The organism is Micromonospora sp. NPDC049891 (assembly GCF_040660295.1).
Taxonomy (GTDB): domain Bacteria; phylum Actinomycetota; class Actinomycetes; order Mycobacteriales; family Micromonosporaceae; genus Micromonospora.
On record NZ_JBFAML010000040.1, the window covers coordinates 1 to 25,739 of the forward strand.

Consider the following 25,739-nt stretch of genomic DNA (forward strand, 5'->3'; position numbering starts at 1 on the left):
CGTGCCCGGCGCAGGGATCAAGCCTGACCGCCCGGAGCCGGGCACGGCGGGCCACACCCCCAACAGCACCCACAACGAACCCCACGACAGGCCACGACAGGCCCAACAACGGACACCCCCCGGCGAACCCAGAACAGGTCATCGGACCGGGTCGCCCCGATCTGGGGTTACCCTGACACCATGCAGGCCGTCTCCCCCACCACGACCGGCGTGGCGCACCTGGCCCGACCCGGCCGCCCCGCCGTGGTGGCCCGGACACTCGCCGAACTGCGCGGACCCACCCGAGGGGTGGTGGAGCTGCCGGTGCGGCTGATGTGGTGCGCCGACCGGGCGTTCGACCTCGCCGACCCGGACCAGCTGCTCTGGCTGTACGAGAACGTGCTGCGCGAGACCACGAACGTCGACGACCTGCGCCGCCTGGTGAACGGGCGGACGCTGCGCCGGGTGTGGAAACTGCTCAATCTGCCCCGGGGGGTACGGCTGGCGTGGGAGAGCCGACACCAGGGTCTTCGGTCGGCGTGACCGGGGCATCCCCGGACGCGCATCCACACGAGTTCTACCGCGAGGTCGCCCGGGTCGCGTTGACCGTGGCCGGGCCGCACCGTTTCGTTCTCGGCGGCGGGGTGGCCTGGGCCGCGCACGGACTGGTCACCCGCCCCACCGAGGACGTCGACCTCTTCGCTGACGTGGAGGGTGCCGCCGCCGCGGCAGCCGCCGACGTCCGGGCCGCGCTGGAGATGGCCGGATTCGAGGTGACCGACGCCGACCCGGACAGCGACCTCGGTGACCTCTTCGACGGCTTCGACCGGGACCTACGGGACTTCGTCGTCACCCGGGACAACCGGCGGATCCGCCTCAGCCTGGCCCGGCTCGACCGGCACCGCAGCCCGGTGGTGATGGACCTCGGACCGGTCATGGACGTCCGAGACCTCATCGCCAACAAGACCGCCGCCCTGGTCAACCGGCGCGAGGTACGCGACTACATAGACGTGGCCTCCGCCCTGGAGGACCGGTCGGTGGCGGAGTTGCTGGATCTCGCCCGGCAGCTCGATCCCGCGCTCGACGACGAGGATGTGCGGGCGGCCGGCCGATACCTCGATCGGATTCCGGACGGCCGGTTCACCCGTTACGGCCTCGGCCCCGCCGACATCGTCCAGGTTCGGCGGCAACTGGCGCACTGGCCCCGCTGAACGCGGCCCCGCCGACCCGCACCGGTCAGCGGGGCCTCCACGTCGAGGGGTCGAGCACCACGGTCACTTGGTGAAGCGGCCGCCGGTGACGCCCAGGATCTCGCCGGTGATGAAGCTCGACTCCTGCGAGGCGAAGAAGACGTACGCCGGTGCCAGCTCCGCCGGCTGACCAGGCCGGCCGACCGGGGTGTCGGTGCCGAACTGCTCGACCTTCTCCTCCGGCATGGTCGCCGGGATCAGCGGCGTCCAGATCGGCCCCGGCGCCACCGCGTTGACCCGGATGCCCCGATCGACCAGGTCCGCGGCGAGGGCCTTGGTGAAGTTCGCGATCCCCGCCTTGGTGGTGGCGTAGTCGAGCAACTGCGGCGACGGGTCGAAGGCCTGGATCGACGACGTGTTGATGATTGTGGACCCCTCGCCCAGGTGCGGCAACGCCGCCTTGCACAGCCAGAACATCGCGTACAGGTTGGTCTTGAACACCCGGTCGAACTGCTCGGTGCTGATGCCGGCGATGCCCTTGTCCTGCGCCATCTGGTACGCCGCGTTGTTCACCAGGATGTCGATGCCACCCAGGTCGCTCACCGCCCGCTCGATCAACGCCTCGCAGTTGCGCTCGTCGGCGATGTCACCCCGGATCGCGACACCCTTACGACCGGCGGCCTCGATGAGTCGCACCGTCTCCCGGGCGTCCGCGTCCTCCTCCTCACCGAGGTAGGAGATCAGCACGTCGGCGCCCTCCCGGGCGTACGCGATGGCGACCGCCCGGCCGATACCGGAGTCACCGCCGGTGATCACCACCTTCTTGCCGTCGAGCTTGCCGGTGCCCCGGTACGAGTCCTCCCCGTGGTCCGGCTTCGGCGTCATCTCGCCGGTCCGGCCCGGCGGGTTCTGCTGCTGGTTCGGCTGCCCTGACTGCTGGCCGTACTGCTCGGTCGGGTCCTGCTGGGTGTGCTGCGTCTCGCTCACGAAGGTCTCCTCGCCCGGGGTCGTGGGGTTGCGCTCCCCCGCAAGCCCTACCCGGGTGGTGCCCTCGGAAACGCCCGGGTAGATCACCACGCGTAAGGCATCCTAGGATCCTGGATGGCTGGTGGTTCGCCGGCCGGGCCGGCGCCCGGTACCGGGCGCGTCCGTTGTCGGTCAGACACTCGTGCCGGCGACGCTGCGCCTGGGGCCCGGCAGGCGGTCCGCCAGGGCCAGCGCGGCCCGGACCGGCGCCCGCCCGACCAGCTCGTCAAAGTCGGCGCGACCCAGGCAGAACCGGGTGAAGGCGCGCCAGCCCGGCGGCGTGGCGAGCAGCGTGTGGCAGACCGCAGGTCGCCGGGAGAAGACGTCGAGCAGCCGATGCCCGGCCCGCATGGCCGGGACGAGGCGCTCGGTCACCGACCGTTCGTAGCCGGCGAGATCGGCGTCAGCCACCGCCGCCCCGGCCAGTTCGCCGGAGCGCAGCGCGTAGCTGATCCCCTCCCTGGTCCAGGGCTCCAACAGGCCGGCGGCGTCGCCGGCAACCAGCACCCGACCCCGCCGCAACGGCGAGTCGTCGGTTCGGCAACGGGTCAGGTGACCCGAGTCGTGCGCCGGCGACACCTGGGCCAGGCCGAGGCGGTCGACGAACCGCCGCAGGTACTGCCGGGTCCGCTCCCCCTCCCCCCGACCCGCGATCACGCCGACGGTGAGCCGGTCACCCTTCGGGAAGACCCAGGCGTACGAGCCGGGCAGCGGGCCCCAGTCGAGTAGCGCTCGGCGCCGCCAACGGGCCTGCTCGGGCGGCGGTACCGGCAGCTCCAGTTCCAGCCCCAGGTCCACCTGGCGGTGGCGCACCCCCACGTGCCGGGCGCTCACCCCGGACGAACCGTCGGCACCGATGACGGTACGGGCCAGCAGCACCTCGCCGTCGGCGAGTCGCAGGCGTACGACATCAGGGTCCTGCTCCACCGACCTGACGGTCGCCCGCTCGCGGACCTCGGCCCCGGCAGCCACCGTGGCGGCCCGGAGCCGGTCGTCGAACTCCTCCCGGCGCACCATGCTCACCAGCGGCCCCGCGCCGTGCCGGCGGGTGAACCCGCCCCGCCCGTCGAGGGTGAAGGTGATCCGGTCCACGGTGTCATGGGCGGGTACCTCGATCCGTCCGGCCAGCGCGGCCAACGAGGTGCCGATCAGACCACCACCGCAGGTCTTGTACCGGGGATGCGCGGCGCGCTCGACGACAAGCGTGCGCACCCCTCGCCGGGCGGCGGCGTAGCCGGCGGAGAGCCCGGCGGGACCACCGCCGATCACCACGAGTTCCCAGACGCTCACTGGTGCAGGGTAGATCAGCCGAGGCGCGCGGCGGCGCCGACGCGACAGCCGATCGGGCGGGGCGGCGTCCCGCCGTACCCGTCGTTCGTCATCCGGTGCCGGACCGACCGGGCAGGCCGCCACGGTCGGCCGGAGCAGGCCCGCGGCGGGCATCTTCTCCGGCGCACCGGGTAACCGCCCGCCGCAGACCGCCTGCCGCAGGCGGACGAGGCGCGAGGAGGACACCATGCAACAGGTGCGGCTGTCGGACGTCGAGGCGCGGGTGTACGACGCGGTGGCGGCCCTGGAGGCCCGCGGCCAGGTCCCGTACCCGGACATGATCGCGCAGGAGTGCGGCCTGACCGAGGAGCAACTGCAGACCCCGTTGCACCTGCTGACCGAGAAGAACCTGCTGCACCGGGAGGATTCTCCGATGGCCGGGCTCGACTTCGGCCCCCGCTTCTGCGCGCAGCAACTGGCATGACCGGCGGCCGCGCGCGCCACCCGACGACCCGGCGCCGGATCGCCGGTTGAGCTCCGCCGGGCCCGACGGTTCGGCGGGGTCCGGGGCGGCGCTGGACGGGCGGCGACGCTGGCAGGCCCTCGGGGTGGGGTTGGTCGCGGCGTTCATGACGCTGCTCGACATCAGCATCGTCAACGTCGCCCTGCCGTCCCTGGAACGTGCCCTGCGGGCCGATCCGAGCGACCTGCAATGGGTGCTGTCCGGGTACGCCCTGAGCTTCGGTCTGGTCCTGGTGCCGGCGGGACGCTTCGGTGACGTCCGGGGGCGGCGCAACGCCTTCGTCTTCGGTATCGCCCTGTTCACGCTGACCAGCGCGCTGGCCGGGATGGCCCAGTCCCCCGGCTGGCTGATCGCCGCCAGACTGCTCCAGGGTGCCGCCGCCGGTGTGGTGAACCCGCAGGTGACCGGCCTGATTCAGCAGCTGTTCGCCGGTCCCGAGCGGGCCCGGCCCTTCGGGTGGCTCGGTGCCACCATCGGCATCTCCACCGCGATCGGTCCGCTGCTCGGCGGTCTGCTGATCGCCGCCGGTGGCCCGGAACACGGCTGGCGGTGGGTCTTCTTCGTCAACGTGCCGGTAGGGATCGTCGCGGTGCTGCTCGGTTGGCGGTTGCTGCCCGGTCGGGTCACCCCACGCGGCGCGCAACGCCGGTTCGACCCGGTCGGCGTGCTGCTGCTCGGCATCGGCGTGACGCTCGTGCTGCTACCGCTGGTGCAGCGCGAGCAGTGGCACGGCCCGACGAAGTGGCTGCTGGTGCCCGCCGGCCTGGCCACACTCGCCGGCTTCGTCGGCTGGGAGCGACGGTACGCCCGGCACGGCCCGCCGCTGTTCGACGTCCGCCTGTTCGGTCACCGGTCGTACGGCCTCGGCTCGGCGATCGCGTTGCTCTACTTCGGCGGGTTCACCGCGATCTTCTTCATCTTCACTCTCTACCTGCAGAACGGGCGTGGCTACAGCGCCCTGGTCGCCGGTGCGGCGATCACCCCGTTCGCGCTCGGTTCGGCAGTCGCGTCCGCCGTCGGCGGGCGGCTGGTCAACAGGTACGGCCGCCCGCTGGTCGCCATCGGGCTGGTCGCCGTGGTGGCCGGCCTGGGCCTCGCCGCGCTTGCCATCGAGTTGGCACCGCGCGCCCCCGTGCCCTGGGTGACCGCGCTGCCGCTGCTGCTCGCCGGCATCGGCAGTGGCCTGGTGATCGCCCCGAACCAGACGCTGACCCTGTCGGAGGTGCCGGTACCGCAGGCCGGCAGCGGCGCCGGGATGTTGCAGACGGGGCAGCGGATCGGTTCGGCCGCCGGGATCGCGGTGGTCGGCGCGGTCTTCTTCTCCGCGCTTGCCGACGGCGCGGACGCCTGGTCGAGGGCGTTCGAGCGGTCGCTGCTCACCTCTGCCGCGATCATCGCGCTGGCCCTGGTGGCGGCCGCCGTCGACATCGTCCGCAACCACCGCGGCCGGCCCCGCGAGCGGGGCCGGCCGCGAGTTCACTGATTCGGTGTCACCAGAGCTGGGAGACGATGTCCGCCGCCTGCTCCTCCCACTGCGCGTAGTGGAACGGGTAGGCCGACACCTGCACCGTCTGCGCGGCGGTGGTCAGCGGCAGATCCTGCCAGCCGCCGACGTTCTTCAGCGCCTCGAAGAAGACGGTCGAGGAGTACTCGGGATCGGTGATCTGTTCCACGCTGCCCCATCCGGTCGACGGACGCTGCTGAAACAGGCCCTGCGAGTCGTGGTCGTTCCACGCACCCAGGTGCCCGAGGTTGTAGAGCTTCGACTCCTGCAACGCGGTGGCGATGCCGATCACGGCACCGCGCTCACCCACACCTGTGCGCTTGGCCACCTCGATGATGGTCTTGGCGTTGTCGCGCTGGGCGGCGTCGAGCGGGACGCGCGACTGCGCGCCCTGCACGCCGTGCGGGATCAGGTCGCCACGGGTCGGCTTCCCGGCGTCCGGCTGGTCGGTGCGGCCGGCGGTGGTCAGCCCGGATTCCACTGTCACGCCGGTGCTGGTGCGACCGGTGGCCCGGTCGATCGCCGCGACCGCGCCCGCATGCGGGCCGGCGGTGATCGGTGCGGCCACAGCGGTGGGGCCGAAGGCGAGTCCGGCGAGGGCGGTCACGCCCACCACGCTGAGCGCGGTCTTCCGGTTCGGGATCGTCGCGATGGCCGGGAGCCATCGAGTGAAGTCCGGCTTCACGATGGTTGCCCTTTCGATCGGGTACGAGCCGCTCGGGGTCGAGCCGCTCTCGGGGGACAGGTGCGGCCGGTCGAGGTTTGCCAGCCGGCACTATGGGGGACACAACCCGGCTGGCATGTCCGCCATTCCGGAAATGCGCTGGTGGCGGTCGGCTGCGACCCAGGTCACGGCGCAGACCGCCGAAGCCGCTCCGGTCGGGCACGAAACGGACAGCCGGTCTCAAGCCTCGTGCGGGTCACCGAAGCGCACCAGGACGTGCCAGAGCTGCTTGAGGTGCTGCAACGTGTCCGCGGACGGCCCTCGGTCGGCCCACCGCCCCGGCTCGGTCACCACCGACGCCGCGGCCCGCCCGATCAGTGCGGCGTGCAGCGGCTCGCCCGCGCGGGCGAACTCGGCGTGCACCCGGGCCGCCAGCGGCGGGATCGCCGGCCCACGGAACTCGGCGTCCACCCGGTCCACCGGCAGTGCGAAGCCGGCGTGCCAGCGTATCGGGAAGCCGTACCGGCGGGCGGTGGCGACCAGGCTTCTTCCGGTGCCGGTGCCTCGGAACGAGGGATCGACGACAAGTTCCAGAACGTCCCGGTCCAGTCGAACCTCGCCGTGCACCTGGGCCTCGACGTAGTCGTCGAGGGCGCGGCCGGCGGCCCGGGGTGTCGCGGCCAGCGCCTCCCGACGGCGCAGCAGTTCGCCGGTGAGGCTCACCAGATCCACGCCGGGTCGGCCCAGGCACACACCGGTCTCGGCGGTGGCGGCGATCAGGGCCGCCAGCACCGGCTCGACCACGTCGACGGTGCCCACGTCACGGGGTCCGAGGTGGCTGTCGCCGAAGCAGAAGGTGGTCCGGATCAGCACCTCGGGACGCAGTCGCAGGTGGCAGGAGCCGAACCGGGGACAGGCCCCGTCGGGATGGTCGAGCAGGTTCAGGCCGCCGTACTTCGGCCGCTCCGCCGGGCCGACGCCCGGTCGCTGGTAGGCACCGCCGAACAGGCGCTGTTCCCAGCGGTCACGGTCCCCGCCGGGGTACGCGGTGAGGCCACCGTTGGAGATCCGCGTCTCGAACTGGCTGCGGTACACCCCCTCGGTGGCGAGCGCCTCGGCGACCGTGCGGCCGTCGGCGCGCAGCCGGTCCGGATGGAAGTTGAGGGTGACCCGCCCCTGCCGGCCGATCGCCGCGACGAGCCGCTCCGGTTCGTGGCGTACGCCGGTGCCGGCCAGTGCCCGTCCGATGACGGCCAGCGCGGCGGGACGGTCGCGCAGTGCCACCGCGCGCACGTGGCGCAGTGCCGCACGTTGCGCGGCGGTCAGCGTCGGGTCGACGGACATGCCGGCAGTCTCGTCGGGACCGGCCCGCCTCCGCATCCCGGTTTCGGCGGGCCGGGCCGGCACCGATCTCAGTGGCCTCTGGCCAGCCACTGTGGCAGCTGCGGAGCCTCGGCCCCGATGGTGGTGCTGTCGCCGTGCCCGGTGTGCACCGTGGTCGCCGGCGGGAGGGTGAGCAGCCGGTAGCGAATCGAGTCGACGATGGTGCCGAAGTCGCTGTACGAGCGGCCGGTGGCGCCCGGGCCGCCGGCGAACAGGGTGTCGCCGGTGAAGACGACACCCAGCTCCGGGGCGTGCAGGCAGCACGCGCCGGGGCTGTGCCCAGGAGTGTGCAGCACGGTAAGCGTGGTGCCGCCCACCTCGATGGTCTGGCCGTCGTCGAGGGTGCCGCCGGGTGCCTCGTCCGGATGTACCAGATCCCACAGCACCCGGTCGGCGGGGTGCAGCAGCACCGGGGCGCCGGTGGCCCGGGACAACCTCGGGGCGACCCGGACGTGGTCGTCGTGGGCATGCGTGGCGACGATCGCGGTGACCCGCCGCCCGGCCACCACCTCGAGGATGGCGTCGACGTCGTGCGGGGCGTCGATCACGACGCACTCGGTGTCGTCGCCGACCACCCAGACGTTGTTGTCGACGTCGAAGGTCTGGCCGTCGAGGGAGAAGGTGCCGGAGGTGACCGCGTGGTCGATCCGGGCGGCCATCAGAAGACCACCACCGAGCGGAGCACGTCGCCGCGGTGCATCCGGGCGAACGCCTCCTCCACCCCGTCCAGGCCGATCTCCTCGGTGACGAAGGCGTCCAGGTCGAGGCGGCCCTGCAGGTACAGCTCGGTGAGCATCGGGAAGTCACGGCTGGGCAGGCAGTCGCCGTACCAGCTGGACTTGAGGGCGCCACCGCGACCGAAGACGTCCAGCAGGGGCAGCTCGACGCGCATCTCGGGCGTGGGTACGCCGACCAGCACGACGGTGCCGGCCAGGTCGCGGGCGTAGAAGGCCTGCTTCCAGGTCTCCGGCCGGCCGACCGCGTCGATCACCACGTCGGCGCCGAAGCCGCCGGTGGCGGCCTGGATCTCCGCCACCGGGTCGGCCTCGGAGGCGTTGACGGTGTGGGTGGCGCCGAACCTGCGGGCCCAGTCGAGCTTGCGGGAGTCGGTGTCCACCGCGATGATCGTCGTCGCGCCGGCCAGTGCCGCGCCGGCCACCGCCGCGTCGCCGACACCGCCGCAGCCGATCACCGCCACCGAGTCACCACGGGTCACCCCGCCGGTGTTCATTGCCGCGCCGAGGCCCGCCATCACCCCGCAGCCGAGCAGCCCGACAGCGGCCGGGCGGGCCGCCGGGTCGACCTTCGTGCACTGGCCGGCGTGGACCAGGGTCTTCTCGGCGAAGGCGCCGATGCCAAGTGCCGGGGACAGTTCGGGGCCGTCGGCCAACGTCATCTTCCGGGCGGCGTTGTGGGTGGCGAAGCAGTACCACGGGCGGCCCCGCCGGCAGGCCCGGCACACCCCGCAGACGGCCCGCCAGTTGAGCACCACGAAGTCACCGGGCGCGACGGCGTCCACGCCCGCGCCGACCTGCTCGACGATGCCGGCGGCCTCGTGACCGAGCAGGAACGGGTAGTCGTCGTTGATGCCACCCTCGCGATAGTGCAGGTCGGTGTGGCAGACGCCGCACGACTGCACCCGGACCACCGCCTCGCCCGGACCGGGGTCGGGCACCACGATCTCGGTGACCTCGACGGGCGCGCCCTTGCTGCGGGAGATGACTCCCCGTACCTGCTGGCTCACGCTGTCCTCCTCCTCCGTGCCGGCCCGCCCGCCGTCATCGCCACCTGGCGGCTCGTCGGCGGCGGCTGCCACGTTCGCCTCGGAGGCGAACCTACCGCCGCGACGACGGATCGGCACCGCTTCGCGGGCCGATGACCGGCGCGGCGGCTGGGAGTACGACACCGACGACGACCTCTGTCGAGCACCGGCAGCGCCCCGGGTGGGCTCCGGCCGTCGGCCGTGGTGCCGCCAGCCGGCCAACGCGCTCAGACCGGCGTACGGGTCCGCTCGGCGGTGGGCCGACGGGCGCCGGCCCGGTTTCCGGCGGCGACCAGGAGGCGGCCGTGGCCGACCGGTGCGATCCGGGCCAGCAGGTCCAGCAGCCGCGCCGACCAGCCGACCAGCACCCGCCCCCGCCGACGGGCCACCCCACGCAGGATGGTCTCGGCGGCGACGGCCGGGTCGATGGTGAGCAGTCGCTCGAACCGCTGCCGGCCCGCCTCGTACTCGACCCGGTCGACACCGCTGCCCACCCGGGCGTCCCGGGCGATGCGGGTCCGGACGCCACCGGGATGGACGCACGTCACGCCGATGCCGTCGGCGGCGAGTTCGTGCCGCAGCGCCTCGGTGAAGCCGCGCACCGCGAACTTGCTTGCCGCGTAGGCGACCTGGCCGGGCGGGGCGATCAGCCCGAACAGGCTGGAGATGGTGACCAGGTGCGCACCGGGCTCGGCCCGCAGCGCCGGCAGCAGCGCGTGGGTCACCTGCACCACGGCCCGGAAGTTGACGTCGACGACCCAGCTGAACTCGTCAAGCGTGACCTCGTCGAACCGGCCGCCCAACGCCACCCCGGCGTTGTTGACGAGCAGCCGGATCCGGGGGTGCCGCTCGACGATCCGGGCGACGAGCGCGGCGGTGGCCTCCGCGTCGGCCAGGTCGACCTGGTGGGTCCACACCTGCCGGCCGGGATGCGCGGCGCGGATCGCGGCGGCCACCGCCGCCAGTCCTGCCCCGTCCCGGTCGACGAGAACCAGCTCGGCACCCCGGCGAGCCAGGCCGTGGGCCAACGCGGCGCCGATACCCCGGGCCGCGCCGGTGACCACCGCCACCCCGTCGGTGACGGTGAACCTACGCATCGACGGGACTCCTTCGCGGTACGCCGGCCCGATCGAACCGGACGTTGGCGTCGGTCAGCCGCCCGTACCGCATGGGCAGCAGGTCACGCAGGTAGTTCTGGTGCAGCCGCCACGGTGCCCGGGTGCCCTGGCGGGGCAGCCTTCCGACACCGCGCCGCACGTAGCCGGAGGTGAGGCCGATGAGCGGCGTACGCGGGCCCGGTGGTGGGGCGACCGGGGTGACGATCTGGGTACCGGTGCGGTCCAGGTGGCGCAGCAGCCGGCACACGTAACCGGCCACCAGGTCGGCCTTGAGCGTCCAGGAGGCGTTGGTGTAGCCGATGGTCATGGCGAAGTTCGGCACCCCGGAGAGCATCATTCCCTTGTACGCGACGGTCGCCGGCAGGTCCACGTCCACCCCGTCCACCCGCAGGGTCATCCCGCCGAGGGCGAGCAGGTCCAGCCCGGTGGCGGTGACCACCACGTCGGCGGGCAGTTCGCGACCGGAGGTGAGCCGGACGCCCCGGGCGGTGAAGGTGTCCACGGTGTCGGTGACCACCTCGGCCCGCCCGTCGGCGAGCACGGTGAACAGGTCACCGTCGGGAACCACGCACAGCCGCTGGTCCCACGGGTCGTAGCGGGGAGTGAAGTGGCGTTCGACGTCGTAGCCGGCGGGCAGGCGACGGGCGGCGTCCCGGCGCAGCAGCCCGCGTACCAGCCCGGGGGCGCGCCGGCTGAGCTGGTAGTTGGCCGTGGCGAGCAGGACGTTCTTCCAGCGCACGATCTGGTGCGCCAGGCGCGCCGGCAACAGCCGCCGCACGGCGTCGGCCAGCCGGTCGCGGGAGGAGAGCGCGAGCAGGTACGTGGGTGAGCGTTGCAGCATGGTCACCCGGGCCGCCTGCTGGGCCAGCGCCGGCACCAGCGTCACGGCGGTGGCGCCGCTGCCGATCACCACCACCTGCCGGCCGGTGAGGTCGAGGTCGGCGGGCCACTGCTGCGGATGCACCATCCGGCCGGTGAACCGTTCCTGGCCGGTGAAGTGCGGCGTGTGGCCGGCCTCGTACCGGTAGTAGCCGGTGCAGGCGTACAGGAAGGAGCAGGTCAGCACGGCGGTCTCGGCGGTGTCCTCGCGGTGCACGTGCACCGTCCAGCGGGCCGCCCGGCTGTCCCACTCGGCCCGCTGGACCTGGTGCCGGAACCGGATGTGGCGGGTGACGTCGTGCTCGTCGGCGGTACGACGCAGGTAGTCGCGGATGGTGGCGCCGTCGGCAAGGCTCTTCGGCGCGGTCCACGGTGCGAACGAGTAGCCGAGGGTGAACATGTCGGAGTCGGAACGCACGCCGGGGTAGCGGAACAGGTCCCAGGTGCCGCCGATCGCGTCGCGCGCCTCGATCAGGGCCAGGGTCCTGCCCGGGTGGCGGCGGCGCAGGTGGCAGGCGGCTCCGATGCCGGAGAGACCGGCGCCGACGACGAGCACGTCGACATGGTCTGAGGTCATCTCGTCTCCCGCCCGCGCAGTGATGATCGAGACCCTATCGCCTGCGGCCGCCGAGGTCCGGAGTTCACGAGGTGAGCAGGGCCGCCGCCGGGTCCAGCAGCGCCAGTTCGGTAGGGGTCTGGGTGGGGTTGGCGCGTCGGATGGCCAGGGCCTCGGCGACGAGCGGGGCCACGTGGTCGCGCAGCGCGTACCGGTAGGCGCGCTGCATCTCGTCGGCGGCCGCCGCCATCGGTTGCTCCGGGTCGACGGCGACCTGGGCGAGGATCAGGGCGGTCATCGCCACGTCCAGGCCGGGCGGGCCGTGTCGGACGTTGCGCCAGTCGACGAGCACCGGACCGCCCGGGTCGAGCAGGACGTTATCCGGGTGCAGGTCCAGGTGCAGGATCCGGTCGTCGCCGTGGGCGCCGGGCAGCGGGGCCACTGCGTGCAGCCGACGGTGCAGCCCGGCGAGGATGTCGGCGGCGGGTACCACCTCGATGGTGCCCGCCATCAGCGCCTGGAGCATCGTCGGCCCGGCCACCCGCTGCATGACCAGGTCCGCGCCGTCGGCCCGGTGCACCCGGGGCACCGGGAAGCCGGCGGCGTGCAGGTGGGACATGAACCGGGCCTCGACGGTGACGTCGGCGCCGTCGCGGTAGCGACGCAGCACCCGGCCGCCGTCGAGGGCGTACACGTCGGCATCACGGCCGGCGGCGAAGGGGGTCGGCGCTGCCATGTCTTGCACGGTAACCCGCCATGCCCAGGGCCACGATGGACGGCGGGTGGGGCACCCAGCGTGGTTCCCCTGTGACAGGCTGGGATGACGACGAGGGTCACCGGAGGTGATTGTCACGTTACGCACGCTCGACCTCGTTGCCGTGCCGGACATGTCGCCGCTCGACATCGACGTGCCCGTCGGCGCGACGGTCGCCCTGGTCGCCCGGCCCCGTCCGGCCACCGCCGTGGCCCGGGTGGTGGCCGGGCTGGCCGCGCCGGTCACCGGCCGGATCCTGGTCGGCGGCCGCGACGTCACCGACCTGCCACCGTTGCGCCGCCGGATCGGGTACGTGCCGGCCGGCGGTGCGCTGCTGCCCCACCTCACCGTCGGTCGCAACATCTCCTACGGTCAGCGCCGCCGCCAGTGGGTGCGTGACGTCGCCGAAGGCTGGGCGGCCGTCCTGGTCGACCGGCTCGAACTCGCCCCGACCCTGGGTCTGCGCCCGCACCTGCTGTCCGAGGCGCAACGGTTCCGGGTCGCGCTCGCCCGGGCGATGGCCTGCCTGCCCGAGGTGCTCGTGGTCGACCTGCCGTCCCCGGTCGACGGGGTACGCCTACCGGACCTGCTCGACCGTACCGCCCCACCGGACGCCCCGGGGGTGACGGTGCTGCTCTGCTCGGCCGACGAGGAGGTGCTGGCCGGCATCGGCCAACGGGTGCCGGTCGCCGACGATGCGCCGCCCGGCCCGGTCCAGCCGGCGGTGCGGCCGTGACCGCGGTCGACCGCCGTACGCTGCTGCGTGCCGCCGCGGCCACCGCCGCCGTGGTCGGTGCCGGGGGCTGCGGGCGGGGACGCAGGTCGGTGCAGGTGGCGGTCGTCTGGGCCGGTGGCGAACTGGCCCGGTTCCAGGAGGTGGTCGCCGGCTACCCGACGACAGTGCAGGTCGTCGGGGTGGGCAACGACATCGACGCCTTCCTGACCGCCCGCCGTGCCGCCGGTACCACCCCCGACGTGGCGATCCTGCCCCGCCCTGGCCTGGTCGTCGAGTACGCCCGGCGGGGCTGGCTCAGCGAGGTGGCCCCGGCCGCCAGCTACACCGCCCCGGCCGGCATGACCGACCTGCTCAGCGTCGACGAGCGCCGCTACGGCGTCTGGGTCAAGGCGGCACACAAGTCGCTGTTCTGGCACTTTCCGTCGATGCTCGCCGAGCCGCCGAGGTCCTGGGACGCGCTTGTGCGGTTGACCCGCCGGCTCGGCGAACGGCACCGGGCGGGTGCGGGCCCGGCCCCGCTGGCGATCGGTGCCGCCGACGGCTGGGTGCTCACCGACTGGTTCGAGAACGTGCTCGCCGACGTCGCCGGCGTGGACCTGTACGGGGCGCTGGCCCGTGGCGAGGCCGACTGGCGGGGCCGGCCCGTGGCGTACGCGCTGGAACGGTTGGCCGAGTTGTGGAGTGTGGACGGCGCCTTCCCGGGCGGGGGGCGGCGGGCCCTGCTCACCCAGTTCGAGGAGTCGATCATTCAGGTGGTGCACCACCGCGCGGCGACAATGGTGTTCGAGGCCGACTTCGTCGACGCGGTGGTCGCCAGGTTCCGCCGGGGCACCGAGCCGCTTGTCACCTTCCGCTTCCCCGGCGCCCGGGTGGCCGACCAACCGCTGATCGTCGGCGGCGACGCGGCTGTGGCGTTCGCCGGCTCCGAGGGCGGGGCGGAGCTGGTGCGCTGGCTCAGCGACGCGGTGGCGTTCCTGCCCTGGCTGGACACCGGGGGCTACCTCTCCCCCAACCTCGCCGTACCTGTGGACAGCTACCACGACCCGCTGCGCCGGCGGCTCGCCGGTGAGCTGCGCGCCGCCGACACCGTGCAGTTCGACCTCTCCGACCAGCTTCCCGGCACCTTCACCGGCACCGACGGCGTGGGGATCTGGCGGATCATGCAGGACTTCTTCATGAACGTGACCGACGGGGTGTCGGCCCGGGAGGCGGTCCGCCGGGCCACCGGGCAACTCGCCGAGGCGGCCCGGGCGGCGGGGGGCGGCAGGTGAGCCGGGGACCGCTGCTGGGCGAGCTGGCGGTGCTCGACGACGTCGGGCCGCCCCGACGTGGCCGGGCCTACCCGGCGGCGGGCGTCGGCTGGGCGCTGCTGACCCCTGCGGTGCTGCTGCTCGGCGGCCTGCTGGCCTGGCCGGTGCTGCGTACCGTGCACGCCAGTGTCACCACCGACGGCCGCTGGGTGGGCGACGAACATTACCGGGCCGCCCTCGCCGCCCCCGGCACCGCCGCGGTGATCGGACGGACCCTGCTGTGGGCGCTGCTGGTGCCGGCGGTGGTGACGGTCCTGGGCTACCTGCTCGCCGTCGCCTCACGCCGTTCCCAGGAGGGCTGGCTGGTCCGCCTCATCCTGGTGGTGCCGACCGCGCTGCCGCTTGTGGTCACCGGCGTGACGTTCCGACTGCTCTACGATCCTGACCCGGAGCGTGGGCTGGCCACCCTGCTGCTGGCCCGGCTGACCGGACGCGACCCGGAACAACTGCCGCAGCTGCTCGGGCCGGACCTGGTCACCGTGGCGGTGATGTCGGCGTTCGTGTGGGCCTGGGTCGGGCTGGCGATGCTTGTCTTCCGGGCCGCCCTGGACGCGGTGCCGACCGGGCTCGTCGACGCGGTCCGCGCCCACGGTGGCAGCCGTCGCGACGTGCTCTGGGACGCGCAGTGGCGACCGCTGCTGCTGCGTACCGTCGCGGTGGTCTTCGCCCTCGTCGCCGTCGGCACCAGCCGGACGTTCGACCTGATCCTCGTGATGACGCCCGGTTCGGTACGGGACGAGGCGGCGGTGCTCTCGCTGCGGATCTGGCAGACCTCCGGTGCCACGACCACCGGCGAGGGTGCCGCCCTGGGAGTCGTCTGGCTGGTCGCGGTGACCGCCGGCATGCTGGTGGCGGCGCTGTTCGTCCGGCAGGCGTGGCCGCCGCCGCAGCAGCCGGCCGGCAGCGTCGTGACCGCGCCGCCACCGCGTCGGCTGGTCCGGCTGCTCGCCGCCGGTGCGGCGATCGCCTGGCTGCTGCCGCTGGGGGTGCTGGCGGCCACCGCGTTGCAGAACCCGGTGCGGGCGGCCACCGGCGGCTGGTGGTCCGGCCCACCGGGTCTGGACTCCTACCGGGCGGTGCTCACCGGCACGGAGCTGTGGCGCAGCCTCGGCTTCACCCTGCTGCTCGCCACCGTCGTCACCGCCGCGGTGCTCGGCGTCGCACTGCTCGCCGCGTACCCGCTGGCCTGGTTGACCGGGCCGGCCGCGCAGGCCACCGGGCTGGTGCTGATGGCGGCGGTGGTGGTCCCGGTGCAGGTGATCGCCGGTCCGCTCAACGAGGTGCTCGGGCTGGCCCTGTCCTCGGGCACGGCCCGGGGTGTGGCCCTGGTGCACATCGCCCTGGGCGTCCCGTTCGCGGTGCTGGTGCTGCGCAACTCCTTCGCCGACCTGCCCGCCGAGCAGGTCCGCAGCGCCCGGATCGGCGGGCGGCACTGGTGGGGCACGCTGCGCCGGTTGGCGCGACGCAACCGCACCGCGCTGGTGGCGGTGGCCGTGCTGGAGTTCGTGCAGGTGTGGAACGACCTGGTGGTGGGTCTGCTGTTCAGCGGCCCGGACGCCGCCCCGCTCGGGTTCTTCCTGGCCAGCCAGACTCGTAGCTTTGTGGCCGGCAGTGGCACGCTCGCCGCCGGGTGTGTGCTCGCCTCGATCCTGCCGGTGCTGGTGTTCGTGCTGGCCCGCCGGCAGGTGGTCGCCGGCCTGGTCGCCGGAGGTGTGCGATGACCGGGTCCCCGCCTCGGCGGCCGGCGAGCCGACCACGGCTGCTGAGCGTGCTGCTCGCGACCGGCGGAGTGGTCGGCGCCGGGATCAGCGCGGTGCTCGGCAACGTCACCGGCAACCTGCTCTCCGAGTTGTCGCTTACCGTCCTCGGCTCGGCGAGCCTGGGCCTGGCGGCGATCGGGGTGGCCGCCTCCTTCCTGGTGGAGTGGCGGCGGCGGCAACGCGAACAGGTGTTGGCCGGCGAGGAGGCCGAGGCACAGGCGAGCAGCAGCGCACCGACGCTGCCGTGGCCGGCCGGGTACACCGGCCGGCCGGGCCAGGCGGAGGCGGTGGTGGCCATGCTCGCCCCGGGGCACGCGGTGGCGGTGGTGGGCCGGCGTGCCGTCGGTACGTCCTGGTGCGCAATCCAGGCGGCGAACCTGAGCCGCGCGGACTTTCCCGACGGGCAGTACTACCTCGACGTGCGCCGGGGCGGTCGGGCCCGCTCGCCGAGGGAGGTGCTGGCCGCGCTGGCCCGGATCCTCGGCACCTCGGCGCCGCGTTCCGGTCGACCGGACGACCTCGCCGACGCCGCCGACGAGCTGCGCGGCCAGTTGGACGGCCGCAAGGTGCTGCTGGTGCTCGACAACGTGGACTCCCCGGCGCAGGTCCGGCCGCTGCTGCCACCCACCGCCCGGACCTGCCGGCTGCTGCTGGCGGGCACCGGTCGGCTCGCCGCGCTGGACGGGGTGGTGGCGTACTGGCTGGCCGAGCCGGAGGCCGGCGACGCGGTGGAGATGTTCGCCGACGCCGGTGCGGCCACCGCGGTGGCCCGCCCGCACCGCCCGGACCCGCGCTCCGACCCGGCGGTACGGGCCATCGTCGAGCTATGCGGGCGGCAGCCGCGCGCGGTGACGGAGCTGGGACGGCGTAGCGCGCAGCACGGCTGGCGGCACGCCGACGTGCTGCACGCGTTGCGCCGCGCCGCCGACACACCGCCGCACCAGCGGGTGGGCGTGTCGCCCGTGACGGGGCTGGTCACCGCCCGCGACACCGCGTACCACGCGCTCAGCGGCGAGGCGCGCCGGCTGTGGCGGCTGCTGTCACTGAGCCGGGTGCCGCTGGATCGGGCGACAATCGCCGCGCTCGCCGGACGCCGCCCGCACCGGGTCGCCGCGCTGCTGGACGAACTGGCCGACGGTGCCTTCGTCGTCGGCGCGCCCGGCGACCGGTACGAGGTCCGTCCGTTGCTGGCCGGGTACGCCCGGATGCATCTGCGGGAGGTCGAGCCGGTGCACCGCCGGGTCACCGTGCAGGCGCGGCTGACCCGGCATCTGGCCCGCCGGGCCGAGCAGCAGGTGGCCGCCCTGGCCACGGGTGCGCTCGACCGAGATCATCGCCTGCCCGACGACGATCCGTACGGCTGGTTCGACCTGCATCAGGAGTTGCTGCTGGCGGTGGTGAAGGTGCCGGCCGGCGCGGTGGAGACGCTGCCGCGCCGGGTGCGGGACTGGTGGTTCCGGCTGGCCGTGGCGCTGTGCGGGTGGCTCGCTCACACCGAGCGGCTCGACGAGTGGGAGGACGTCTGCCGGACGGTTCTGGCCAACCCCACCGCCCAGGACCGTCCGGAGATCGCCGGTTGGGCCCACAACGAGCTGGGGGTGCTGCGTCGCCGCCGGCACGACCCCTACGGAGCGGTGGCAGCGCTCAGTCTGGCGGTGGCCGGGCAGGGCCGCCGGGGCACCGCCCAGGCGCGGATGAATCTCGGGCTGGCCCTGCTCGACCTCGGCCGCACCGACGAGGCGGTGGAGCACCTGGAGCTGTCGCGGCGGCACCGGGCCAGCGCCGACCGCGCCGGCCAGGCGCTCAGCGACCTCGGACTGGGGGCGGCGAGGCTGGCGCGGTACGAGCTGGAGACCGCACACGACCTGCTGGTCCGCGCGGCGAACTCGTTCCGTTCGCTCGGCGACGCACGCGGCTACGCGGCGGCGTTGACAAATCTGGTGCTGGTCCACTCGGCGATGGGCGAGCACCTCGACGCGGCACAGGCGTGGCGGGCCGCGCTGCGCGAGTACGAGTCGCTCGGTGACCCGACCAACCGGGCGGTGGCACTGCTCAACGCGGGCGTGGCGCTGCTGGGCGTGGCACCGGGGCAGGCCAGACAGGCGTACGAGCTGCTGGCCGAGAGCTGGCGGTTGCGGGAGGGCGGTCGCCCGGACGCGGGGCTGGGTCGGACGCTGTTGCATCTGGGCGACGCGGCGGCGGCGCTCGGCGACCACGAGGAGGCCCGCGGGCACTGGGCGGACGCGGCGGCGATCTGCGAGGTGGCCGGCGACGACGACGGTCAGCAGGCCGCCGACGCCCGCCTGGGCGGTGAGCGCTCCCCCGAACCGCGCCCGGGGTGACCCCGGAGCGTCATCCGCCGCGCCGCACCGCCGCGACGGTCGCGATGCCCGCCTCGATGGCCGAGGCGGTGTTGGCCGCGTAGCCCAGCACCAGGCCGGGCGGGTACGGCCGCTGGCAGTGCCAGGACAACGGCTGCACCTTCACCCCACGCGCCAGCGCCGCCGCCGCGAGTTCCGTGTCCACCACGTCACCGTCGAGGGTGACCGTCAGGTGCAGCCCGGCCGCCGCGCCGTGGACGGTGGCCCCCGGCAGGTGCCGGGCCAGGGCGGCGGTCATCGCGTCACGGCGGCGTACGTGCCGGCGGCGCAGCAGCCGCAGCTGTCGTTCCAGCGCTCCGGAGGTGAGCAGCTCGGCGAGCACGAGTTGGGGCAGGACGGCGTTGCCCAGGTCGGCGTTGCGTTTGGCCGCCACCACCGCGCCGCGGTAGCGGCGGGGCACGAGCAGCCAGCCGATCCGCAGCGCCGGGGCGAGCAGCTTCGAGACGCTGCCGGCGTAGCACACCCGCTCGGGCAGGGCGGCCCGCAGCGCGGGCACCGGCGGGCGGTCGTAGCGGTGCTCGGCGTCGTAGTCGTCCTCGATGACCAGGCCGCCGGCCCGGGTCCAGTCGGCGAGCTGGCGGCGCCGCTCGCCGTCGAGCACCGCGCCGGTCGGGAACTGGTGTGCCGGGGTGAGCATCACCGCCGGCACCCCACTGGCCGCCAGCTCGTCCACCCGCACACCGGCGGCGTCCACCGGAATCGGCACGGTGGTCAGCCGCCAGTTGTCGAGGTGCTGCCGGACGCCGAGCGAGCCGGGGTCCTCCACGCCGACAGTGGTGACGCCGTCGTCGCGCAGCGCCTGGGCCAGCAGGCCGAGCGCCTGGGACACACCTGTGGTGATGATGACCTCGGCCGGGTCGACGCCGATCCCCCGGCTGCGGGCCAGCCAGCCGGCGACGGCCCGGCGCAGGGTCGGCGTCCCGCACGGGTCGCCGTAGCCGAGGTCGGCGGCGACCAGCCGGCCCAGCACCGCCTTCTCGGCGCGCAACCAGGCCGCGCGGGGAAACGCGGCCAGATCGGGTACGCCGGGCGTGAGGTCGATGTGGGCCGGGATGGTGCGTACCGTGTCGAAGACGTCGGTGTCGGGCGCGGAGCGGAACACGGCGGCCGGATCGGGCACCCGCCCCGGCGACGCGTCGCCCGGCGGATCCCCGGTCGGCTCGGCCGTCGCGGTGAGGGCGGAGGCGACGATCACCGTGCCGGCACGTCCCCGGCCGGCGACGTGCCCGTCCTCCATCAGACGCTGGTACGCCTCGACCACCACGCCCCGGGACACCCCCAGGTCGGCGGCGAGGATCCGGGTGGCCGGCAGCCGTGAGCCGATGGGGATCACGCCGTCGGCGATCGCCCGGCGCAGCCGGTCGGCCAGCCAGGTGGCCCGGCCCCCCGGCGGTGCCTGCCCGACGTCCAGGTGCAGGAAGTCCGCCCCGGCGTTGAGGGTCGGCTCCGCCGCCGGGCGAGGCGTCCGGCCCGGGCCGTTCCCGGCCGTTATGGACCTGTCGGCGGGTACGGTTTTGGCACTGCTCATCGGACCATTGTGGCGGCAGGGTGATGGTTAACCGTCACCGACCAGGGAGCAGTTCTCGTGACCGTCGCATTTGTGCTGACCACGCTCGTGGTGGTGGCCACCCCGGGCGCCGGGGTGCTGTTCACCCTCTCCGCCGGGCTGACCGGTGGGCACCGGGCCGCCCTGCTCGCCGCCGTGAGTGGCACGGTGGCCACGCTGCCGCACCTGGTGGCGGCGGTCACCGGGCTCGCCGCGCTGCGGCACTCCAGCGCGCTGGCCTTCGACCTGATCAAGTATCTGGGGGTGGGCTATCTGCTCTGGCTGGCGGTGGCGACGCTGCGCGAGCGGGGTGCGTTCACCGTCGACGACAGCGGACCCGCCCGGCCGGCCGGCCGGATCATCGGCTCGGCGGTGGCGATGAACCTGCTCAACCCGAAGTTGACGATCTTCTTCGTGGCGTTCCTGCCGCAGTTCGTCCATCCCGGCAGCCCGGGTGCGCTGGGTCGGATGCTCGGCCTGGGTGCGGTCTTCACGGCCACGACCCTTGTGGTCTTCGTCGGCTACGGGCTCTGCGCCGCCGCGGTTCGCCGGCGGGTGCTCGACCGTCCTCGGGTGGCCGACTGGCTGCGCCGGTGCTTCGCCGGGTCGTTTCTGGGGCTCGGGCTGCTGCTGGCCCGCGCCGAGGCGTGAGCGGACGAGGAGCCGGGCATGTTCTTCAGGCACTCACCACAGGTGTGGGCGCAACACCCCACGCTCGTCGCCGGTGTGCTGTACGCCGAGGGCGTCGCCGGAACGCCGCGCGCCGAGCTGCCGCTGGCGGAGTTGCTCGGGACGGCCCGCCGGAGACTCGACGGGAGCACCGAGGCGGCGTTCCCGGAGATCCAGGCGTGGCGCCGGGCGTTCGCGCGGATGGGCCTGGCTCCCACCAGGTACCGGTGCGCGGCGGAGTCGTTGCTGCGGCGGCTGCGCACCTCCGGTGAGCTGCCGAGGGTGCACCCGCTGGTGGACCTCGGCAACGCCGTCTCGGCCGGGTACGCCGTGCCGGTGGGGATTCTCGACGTCGACAGCTGTGGCGGCGGCATCGAGGTGCGACAGGCCCGGGGCGACGAGCGCTATCTGACCTTCGGCGGAGTCGAGGAGCACCCCGAACCCGGTGAGGTGATCTTCGCGGATCCACTCGGTCGGGCCCACGCGCGCCGTTGGACCAATCGGCAGAGCGGGTGGTCGGCGGTACGCGACGACACCCGCACCGTCCTGGTGGTGGTCGAGGCGATGCACCACGAGGCGGGCCGCGACGTGCCGGCGGTGCTCGACGCGCTCGCCGCCGGGTTGCGGCACGGCTGGGGAGCGTCGGCACGCACCAGGCTGCTCACCCCGGACGAGCCTCGGTTCGAGGCGTAGCCGCCGGTCATGCCGGTGTGGACCTCGGTCCGGGACGGCCGGCACGGGGCGGCCGTCCCGGACCCGGGCGGGTCCGGGTCAGCGAGTCTCGCCCGGGGCGAGGTAGCGGTAGCCCGGAACGGTTTCGCCGAACCAGCCGTTGACGCTGGCCAGGCCGCGTTCGTTGAGCTGCGCGTCGTGGATCGGGAGGACCTCGGGCGCACCGACCCCGACGGCGAAGTCGATCGCCTCGGTCAGTTTCAGCCAGGACGCCTGGGCCGGCACCAGCAGGGTCCGCACCGGCCGGTCCGGCGGGGCCAGCGAGTCGCCCGGGTGGTAGACCGAGTCGGCAACGACATAGCCGAGGTTCGGGCAGTCGGGCTGCCCGCCGTGGATGGTGGCGTGCCGCCCGCCGACCGCGGTGACCTCGATGCCCGCGGCGGTGAACCGCTCCCCCGGACGCACCCTGGTCACCGGCAGCGGTGCCAGGTCCGGCAGTGCGGCGCCCTCCGGCGCGAAGACCGGTACGCCCAGGCCGGCCAGCCGGAGCACGTCGATGTGGTCGGTGTGCTCATGGCTCACCAGTACGGCGTCCGCGCCGACGAGCGCCCGCGGCTCGCTCCAGGTGCCCGGGTCGATGACGAGGACGACACCGTCGTGTTCGAGCCGGACGCAGGAGTGCGTGTACTTCGTGATCCGCATTCCGGGACGGTACGCCGAGGAACACGCCGCCGGGTGCCCGCGCCCGCCCGGCGTGCTGTCGGCGGTGCCCGCCCTGCCACCGCGCCGGGCGACGTGCCGGTCAGGTCCGGGTCGGGCGCCGCCGCCCGGCGCGTCCGGCCGGCGGCCGCTCCGCCGCCGCCTCGACCACCTGGCACAGATCGGTGAGCGGGTCGACCGCCTGCGCCGCGCAGGCCACCCGTTGCAGCAGCGCCCGCAGGGTGCCGGCCTGCTCCGGCGACAGGTCCCGCAGCAGCCGGGCCTCGACCGCACCGAGGGCCTCCCGGCGGTGCCGCGCGGCCTCCCGCCCGGTCTCGGTGAGGGTGACCAGGCGGCTGCGCCGGTCCGCCGGGTCGGGGCGGCGGACCACCAGGCCGTCCCGCTCCAGGTCGTCGATCAGGTACGTCAGCACGGTGCGGTCGATGCCCAGTTCCTCGGCGATCGCGCCCTGGTTGCGGGCGGGTTCCCGGTCGGCCGAGGTGAGCACCTGGTATCCACGGGGACCGCCGGGCAGGTCGCCCACGGCGTGGTCGGCCGCGCGGATGTAGGCGCGGAAGACGACGCCGAGCATCCAACCGAGGTCGTCGTTGATCGGGTCGCTGGCCCGGGCACCGCTCATCGGCCCACGATAGCGTAGGTCACATATTTTCTTGGGCAATGATGTTCTGCTGGGCATAACATTTCCGTGCGGCGGTACGCGCCGCAGAACCGGAAGGACGGCCGAGATGAGCGACTACGGGCACCCACTGACCTTCGGGTCGTTTCTCACGCCCGGCAACGCTGACCCGACGCGGCCGGTCGGCCTGGCCATGCTCTCCGAGCAGGTCGGGCTCGACCTGGTGACGTTCCAGGACCATCCGTACCAGCCGGGGTTCCTGGACACCTGGACACTGCTCAGCTTCGTCGCCGCTCGCACCGAACGGGTACGGCTGTCCGCAAACGTGACAAACCTTCCGCTGCGCCCGCCCGCCGTACTCGCCCGGAGCGTGGCCAGCCTCGACCTGCTCAGCGGCGGCCGGATGGAACTCGGCCTCGGGGCCGGCGCGTTCTGGGACGCCATCGAGGCGATGGGTGGCCGACGCCTCTCCCCCGGGCAGGGGGTGCGCGCCCTGGCGGAGGCAATTGAGATCATCCGCCAGATCTGGGACGTCGACGCCCGGGGCGGCGTCCGGGTGGAGGGTGAGTTCCACCGGGCGGTCGGCGCCAAGCGTGGGCCGGCCCCCGCCCACGAGGTGGGCATCTGGCTCGGCGCCTACAAGCCGCGCATGCTGGCGTTGACCGGACGCCAAGCCGACGGCTGGTTGCCCTCCCTGGCCTACCTGCAACCCGGCGATCTGGCCCGGGGCAACGACATCATCGACGAGGCGGCCGCCGGTGCCGGCCGGTCCCCTGCCGACGTGCGGCGGCTGCTCAACGTCAACGGACGGTTCGCGGCCACCGGGCGCGGCCCACTGAACGGTCCGGCCGAGCAGTGGGCCGAGGAACTCGCCGACCTGGCCCTGACCGAGGGGATCAGCACGTTCATCCTGGCCAGCGACGACCCGGACGACCTACGGCGGTTCGCCGCCGAAGTGGCACCGGCCACCCGGGAACTTGTCGCCGCGGAGCGCGCCGCCCCGCCGACAGGTGTCCCGGCCGGGCAGGGCCGCACCGCGACCGACCCGACCGGCGCCTCGGCCGACCAGGACCGCACCGCGACCGACCGGGCCGTCACCACCGGCGGCACCCGCAGCGGCACCACGTCGGCCGGCCCGACCGCACGTCCGACCACTGTCGGCGCGGCTCCGTTCGCCGTGGTTCCCACACCCGACGACGGCGTCCGCCGCAGCGACGTGCGGGTGTGGGACGAGGCGGCCCGACCGGCCGGACCGGCCCCGGACCCGCAGCGCACCTACACCGCCCACGAACAGGCCGGTGCGCAGCACCTGATCGACGTGCACGACGGCCTGCGCGCCGAACTGGCCCAGATCCACGACCTGATCGAGCAGGTCGCGGCCGGTCTGATCGACGTGGGTACGGCCCGTTCGCACATCAACACGATGACCATGCGGCAGAACAAGTGGACCCTGGGCACCTACTGCGAGTCGTACTGCCGGGTGGTGACCACCCACCACACGATCGAGGACCGGTCGCTCTTCCCGCACCTACGGCGGTCCGATCCACGACTCAAGCCGGTGATCGACCGGCTCGAGGAGGAACACCACGCCATCCACGACGTGCTGGAGGGCGTCGACCGCGCGCTCGTCGCCTTCGTGGCCACCCAGGACGGAATGGCCGACCTGCGGGCCGCAGTGGACCTGCTCAGCGACACGCTGCTGTCCCACCTGTCCTACGAGGAACGCGAGCTGGTCGAACCGATCGCCCGCCTCGGCGCGCACTAGGCCGGTTGCCCGGCGTCCCCGCGTCGGACCAGGCGGGCCTTCCCCACCGACGTCGAGTGGCCCGGAACGCGACGACCGATTGCCGCCAGACGGTGCTGCCGGCCGCCCGGCAGTCTCGACGGCATGTCGAGCACCAGCCGAGCCGTCACCAGCGGCCCCGTCCGGTTCGAACCCTGGTACGCCTTCGCCGAGGGCGGCCCGGTCGAGCGTGCCCTGCTCCCGTTCCCGTCAACCGCGCCCGCGCCGTTCGAGGTCGCCCGCTGGTCGGTCGCCCCCGGGACCGCCAACGACCTCGACGTCCACCGGTCCCGGGAGATCTGGGTCGTGGTGGCCGGTACCGGCACGCTGACATGGGCCGACCGGAGCGCTCGTCTCCGCGCGGGGGACGTGGTCGCGTTCGACAGCCAGGTGCCGCACCAGATCCGCAACGACGGGCCCGACCCGCTCCTCGCCGTCTCCGTCTACTGGTTGCCGCAGGACGTCTGACCGCGTACGGCCGGCGCGGCGGGGTCGCGGCGGGCATCATCGGGTGAATGGAGGCGGCTCGGGGACACCGGTGCGTACCGCACACCGCGGACGTCCGGATCGAGGCGTGGGCGCCGGACCGGGCCGGTTGCGTGGCCGAGGCGGTCGCCGCGCTTGTCGAGTCGTTCACCGACCCGGGCGTGGCTCGGCCGAGCGCCGAGCGGACGTTCCACGCGCCGCCCGCCGCCGACGTGGACCTGCTGGTGACCGTCCTCGACGAGGTGATCTTCCGGATGGAGACGACCGACGAGCTGCCGCTGGCCAGCGAGGTGACCGACGACGCCGGTGGCGGGTTGTCGATCCGCTGGCGGACCAGCGCCACCGCCGAGCTGGAGCTCACCGGCGCGGTGCCCAAGGCGGTCTCGCTGCACGAGCTGCGCTTCGGTCGGGACGGCGAGGGCTGGTCCTGTGCGGTGACGCTCGACGTCTGAA

The 25,739-nt window shown here is 73.8% G+C and carries 25 protein-coding genes; 13 read left to right on the forward strand and 12 right to left on the reverse strand.

Features of this window, described 5'->3' with window-relative positions; genetic code table 11:
• Positions 1-180: 180 nt before the first annotated feature.
• Both AB0I71_RS30070 and AB0I71_RS30075 read left to right on the forward strand, forming a co-directional pair.
• A complete protein-coding gene (locus tag AB0I71_RS30070; protein WP_357590356.1) occupies positions 181-522 on the forward strand; it encodes a hypothetical protein in 342 nt (113 codons plus the stop codon).
• Complete coding sequence (locus AB0I71_RS30075; RefSeq protein ID WP_357590358.1) at positions 519-1,190, forward strand: nucleotidyl transferase AbiEii/AbiGii toxin family protein; 672 nt, start codon at positions 519-521, stop codon at positions 1,188-1,190. Before AB0I71_RS30070 ends, AB0I71_RS30075 begins: the two co-directional genes overlap by 4 nt.
• A gap of 63 nt (positions 1,191-1,253) precedes the next feature.
• Here the strand turns inward: AB0I71_RS30075 and AB0I71_RS30080 are convergent, their stop codons facing one another.
• Positions 1,254-2,156, reverse strand: coding sequence for an SDR family oxidoreductase (locus tag AB0I71_RS30080; RefSeq protein ID WP_357590360.1), 903 nt, complete (start codon positions 2,154-2,156; stop codon positions 1,254-1,256).
• A 171-nt stretch (positions 2,157-2,327) separates the two neighbouring features.
• Positions 2,328-3,485: a geranylgeranyl reductase family protein gene (locus AB0I71_RS30085; protein ID WP_357590362.1), complete on the reverse strand. Its 1,158-nt coding sequence runs from the start codon at positions 3,483-3,485 to the stop codon at positions 2,328-2,330.
• Positions 3,486-3,711: 226 nt separating this feature from the next.
• On the opposite strand from AB0I71_RS30085, the gene AB0I71_RS30090 reads away from it, so the two are divergent.
• Both AB0I71_RS30090 and AB0I71_RS30095 read left to right on the forward strand, forming a co-directional pair.
• The gene (locus AB0I71_RS30090) at positions 3,712-3,948 is read left to right on the forward strand and encodes a hypothetical protein (RefSeq protein WP_357590364.1); all 237 of its coding nucleotides are present in this window, start codon (positions 3,712-3,714) and stop codon (positions 3,946-3,948) included.
• Between the two features lie 46 nt (positions 3,949-3,994).
• Positions 3,995-5,470: an MFS transporter gene (locus tag AB0I71_RS30095; RefSeq protein ID WP_357590366.1), complete on the forward strand. Its 1,476-nt coding sequence runs from the start codon at positions 3,995-3,997 to the stop codon at positions 5,468-5,470.
• 7 nt (positions 5,471-5,477) lie between these two features.
• Here the strand turns inward: AB0I71_RS30095 and AB0I71_RS30100 are convergent, their stop codons facing one another.
• The 7 genes from AB0I71_RS30100 to AB0I71_RS30130 form a co-directional block, all read right to left on the reverse strand.
• The gene (locus AB0I71_RS30100; RefSeq protein WP_357590368.1) at positions 5,478-6,176 is read right to left on the reverse strand and encodes a hypothetical protein; all 699 of its coding nucleotides are present in this window, start codon (positions 6,174-6,176) and stop codon (positions 5,478-5,480) included.
• Between the two features lie 219 nt (positions 6,177-6,395).
• Positions 6,396-7,499, reverse strand: coding sequence for a DUF3626 domain-containing protein (locus AB0I71_RS30105; RefSeq protein ID WP_357590371.1), 1,104 nt, complete (start codon positions 7,497-7,499; stop codon positions 6,396-6,398).
• A gap of 68 nt (positions 7,500-7,567) precedes the next feature.
• Positions 7,568-8,197: an MBL fold metallo-hydrolase gene (locus tag AB0I71_RS30110; RefSeq protein WP_357590373.1), complete on the reverse strand. Its 630-nt coding sequence runs from the start codon at positions 8,195-8,197 to the stop codon at positions 7,568-7,570.
• A complete protein-coding gene (locus AB0I71_RS30115; protein WP_357590425.1) occupies positions 8,197-9,282 on the reverse strand; it encodes an S-(hydroxymethyl)mycothiol dehydrogenase in 1,086 nt (361 codons plus the stop codon). The genes AB0I71_RS30110 and AB0I71_RS30115 overlap by 1 nt, the downstream gene beginning before the upstream one ends.
• A 245-nt stretch (positions 9,283-9,527) precedes the next feature.
• Positions 9,528-10,397: an SDR family oxidoreductase gene (locus AB0I71_RS30120; protein ID WP_357590375.1), complete on the reverse strand. Its 870-nt coding sequence runs from the start codon at positions 10,395-10,397 to the stop codon at positions 9,528-9,530.
• Positions 10,390-11,874 (reverse strand): NAD(P)/FAD-dependent oxidoreductase, encoded by a 1,485-nt coding sequence (locus AB0I71_RS30125; protein WP_357590377.1) that lies wholly within the window; start codon positions 11,872-11,874, stop codon positions 10,390-10,392. The genes AB0I71_RS30120 and AB0I71_RS30125 overlap by 8 nt, the downstream gene beginning before the upstream one ends.
• A gap of 64 nt (positions 11,875-11,938) precedes the next feature.
• The gene (locus AB0I71_RS30130; RefSeq protein ID WP_357590379.1) at positions 11,939-12,589 is read right to left on the reverse strand and encodes a phosphotransferase; all 651 of its coding nucleotides are present in this window, start codon (positions 12,587-12,589) and stop codon (positions 11,939-11,941) included.
• A gap of 106 nt (positions 12,590-12,695) precedes the next feature.
• On the opposite strand from AB0I71_RS30130, the gene AB0I71_RS30135 reads away from it, so the two are divergent.
• From AB0I71_RS30135 to AB0I71_RS30150, 4 genes are read left to right on the forward strand one after another with little or no spacing between them, the layout of a single operon-like run.
• Positions 12,696-13,343 carry an ATP-binding cassette domain-containing protein gene (locus tag AB0I71_RS30135; RefSeq protein WP_357590381.1) on the forward strand — a complete coding sequence of 216 codons (648 nt, stop codon included), beginning with the start codon at positions 12,696-12,698 and terminating at the stop codon, positions 13,341-13,343.
• Positions 13,340-14,614 (forward strand): extracellular solute-binding protein, encoded by a 1,275-nt coding sequence (locus AB0I71_RS30140; protein ID WP_357590383.1) that lies wholly within the window; start codon positions 13,340-13,342, stop codon positions 14,612-14,614. Before AB0I71_RS30135 ends, AB0I71_RS30140 begins: the two co-directional genes overlap by 4 nt.
• Entirely contained in the window at positions 14,611-16,374 is a 1,764-nt protein-coding gene (locus AB0I71_RS30145; protein WP_357590385.1) for an ABC transporter permease subunit, read from the forward strand. Before AB0I71_RS30140 ends, AB0I71_RS30145 begins: the two co-directional genes overlap by 4 nt.
• Positions 16,371-18,755 carry a hypothetical protein gene (locus tag AB0I71_RS30150; RefSeq protein WP_357590387.1) on the forward strand — a complete coding sequence of 795 codons (2,385 nt, stop codon included), beginning with the start codon at positions 16,371-16,373 and terminating at the stop codon, positions 18,753-18,755. The genes AB0I71_RS30145 and AB0I71_RS30150 overlap by 4 nt, the downstream gene beginning before the upstream one ends.
• Before the next feature lie 10 nt (positions 18,756-18,765).
• Here AB0I71_RS30150 and AB0I71_RS30155 read toward each other — a convergent pair whose 3' ends face one another.
• Entirely contained in the window at positions 18,766-20,322 is a 1,557-nt protein-coding gene (locus tag AB0I71_RS30155; RefSeq protein ID WP_357590389.1) for a PLP-dependent aminotransferase family protein, read from the reverse strand.
• A 57-nt stretch (positions 20,323-20,379) separates the two neighbouring features.
• Between AB0I71_RS30155 and AB0I71_RS30160 the strand changes: the two genes are divergently transcribed.
• Positions 20,380-20,991, forward strand: a complete 612-nt coding sequence (locus tag AB0I71_RS30160) for a LysE family translocator (RefSeq protein ID WP_357590391.1) — start codon at positions 20,380-20,382, stop codon at positions 20,989-20,991.
• Positions 20,992-21,009: 18 nt separating this feature from the next.
• On the forward strand, positions 21,010-21,702 hold the full coding sequence (locus AB0I71_RS30165; RefSeq protein WP_357590393.1) for a phenylalanine--tRNA ligase beta subunit-related protein: 693 nt from the start codon (positions 21,010-21,012) through the stop codon (positions 21,700-21,702).
• Between the two features lie 78 nt (positions 21,703-21,780).
• Here the strand turns inward: AB0I71_RS30165 and AB0I71_RS30170 are convergent, their stop codons facing one another.
• The gene (locus tag AB0I71_RS30170; RefSeq protein WP_357590395.1) at positions 21,781-22,383 is read right to left on the reverse strand and encodes an MBL fold metallo-hydrolase; all 603 of its coding nucleotides are present in this window, start codon (positions 22,381-22,383) and stop codon (positions 21,781-21,783) included.
• 100 nt (positions 22,384-22,483) lie between these two features.
• The gene (locus tag AB0I71_RS30175) at positions 22,484-23,020 is read right to left on the reverse strand and encodes a MarR family transcriptional regulator (RefSeq protein WP_357590397.1); all 537 of its coding nucleotides are present in this window, start codon (positions 23,018-23,020) and stop codon (positions 22,484-22,486) included.
• Between the two features lie 106 nt (positions 23,021-23,126).
• Between AB0I71_RS30175 and AB0I71_RS30180 the strand changes: the two genes are divergently transcribed.
• From AB0I71_RS30180 to AB0I71_RS30190, 3 genes are all read left to right on the forward strand, one after another.
• Entirely contained in the window at positions 23,127-24,782 is a 1,656-nt protein-coding gene (locus AB0I71_RS30180; RefSeq protein ID WP_357590399.1) for an LLM class flavin-dependent oxidoreductase, read from the forward strand.
• A 123-nt stretch (positions 24,783-24,905) separates the two neighbouring features.
• Positions 24,906-25,268, forward strand: coding sequence for a cupin domain-containing protein (locus tag AB0I71_RS30185; protein WP_357590401.1), 363 nt, complete (start codon positions 24,906-24,908; stop codon positions 25,266-25,268).
• Between the two features lie 47 nt (positions 25,269-25,315).
• Complete coding sequence (locus AB0I71_RS30190; protein WP_357590403.1) at positions 25,316-25,738, forward strand: archease; 423 nt, start codon at positions 25,316-25,318, stop codon at positions 25,736-25,738.
• The last annotated feature ends 1 nt before the right edge of the window (position 25,739 follow it).

What these genes read in the sequence shown, in the direction of transcription:
- AB0I71_RS30070 (WP_357590356.1), top strand. Translation starts at nt 181, where the DNA reads ATGCAGGCCGTCTCCCCCACCACGACCGGCGTGGCGCACCTGGCCCGA.
- AB0I71_RS30090 (WP_357590364.1), top strand. Translation starts at nt 3,712, where the DNA reads ATGCAACAGGTGCGGCTGTCGGACGTCGAGGCGCGGGTGTACGACGCG.
- AB0I71_RS30105 (WP_357590371.1), bottom strand. Translation starts at nt 7,499, where the DNA reads ATGTCCGTCGACCCGACGCTGACCGCCGCGCAACGTGCGGCACTGCGC.
- AB0I71_RS30110 (WP_357590373.1), bottom strand. Translation starts at nt 8,197, where the DNA reads ATGGCCGCCCGGATCGACCACGCGGTCACCTCCGGCACCTTCTCCCTC.
- AB0I71_RS30120 (WP_357590375.1), bottom strand. Translation starts at nt 10,397, where the DNA reads ATGCGTAGGTTCACCGTCACCGACGGGGTGGCGGTGGTCACCGGCGCG.
- AB0I71_RS30125 (WP_357590377.1), bottom strand. Translation starts at nt 11,874, where the DNA reads ATGACCTCAGACCATGTCGACGTGCTCGTCGTCGGCGCCGGTCTCTCC.
- AB0I71_RS30130 (WP_357590379.1), bottom strand. Translation starts at nt 12,589, where the DNA reads ATGGCAGCGCCGACCCCCTTCGCCGCCGGCCGTGATGCCGACGTGTAC.
- AB0I71_RS30150 (WP_357590387.1), top strand. Translation starts at nt 16,371, where the DNA reads ATGACCGGGTCCCCGCCTCGGCGGCCGGCGAGCCGACCACGGCTGCTG.
- AB0I71_RS30155 (WP_357590389.1), bottom strand. Translation starts at nt 20,322, where the DNA reads ATGAGCAGTGCCAAAACCGTACCCGCCGACAGGTCCATAACGGCCGGG.
- AB0I71_RS30165 (WP_357590393.1), top strand. Translation starts at nt 21,010, where the DNA reads ATGTTCTTCAGGCACTCACCACAGGTGTGGGCGCAACACCCCACGCTC.
- AB0I71_RS30170 (WP_357590395.1), bottom strand. Translation starts at nt 22,383, where the DNA reads ATGCGGATCACGAAGTACACGCACTCCTGCGTCCGGCTCGAACACGAC.
- AB0I71_RS30175 (WP_357590397.1), bottom strand. Translation starts at nt 23,020, where the DNA reads ATGAGCGGTGCCCGGGCCAGCGACCCGATCAACGACGACCTCGGTTGG.
- AB0I71_RS30180 (WP_357590399.1), top strand. Translation starts at nt 23,127, where the DNA reads ATGAGCGACTACGGGCACCCACTGACCTTCGGGTCGTTTCTCACGCCC.
- AB0I71_RS30185 (WP_357590401.1), top strand. Translation starts at nt 24,906, where the DNA reads ATGTCGAGCACCAGCCGAGCCGTCACCAGCGGCCCCGTCCGGTTCGAA.
- AB0I71_RS30190 (WP_357590403.1), top strand. Translation starts at nt 25,316, where the DNA reads ATGGAGGCGGCTCGGGGACACCGGTGCGTACCGCACACCGCGGACGTC.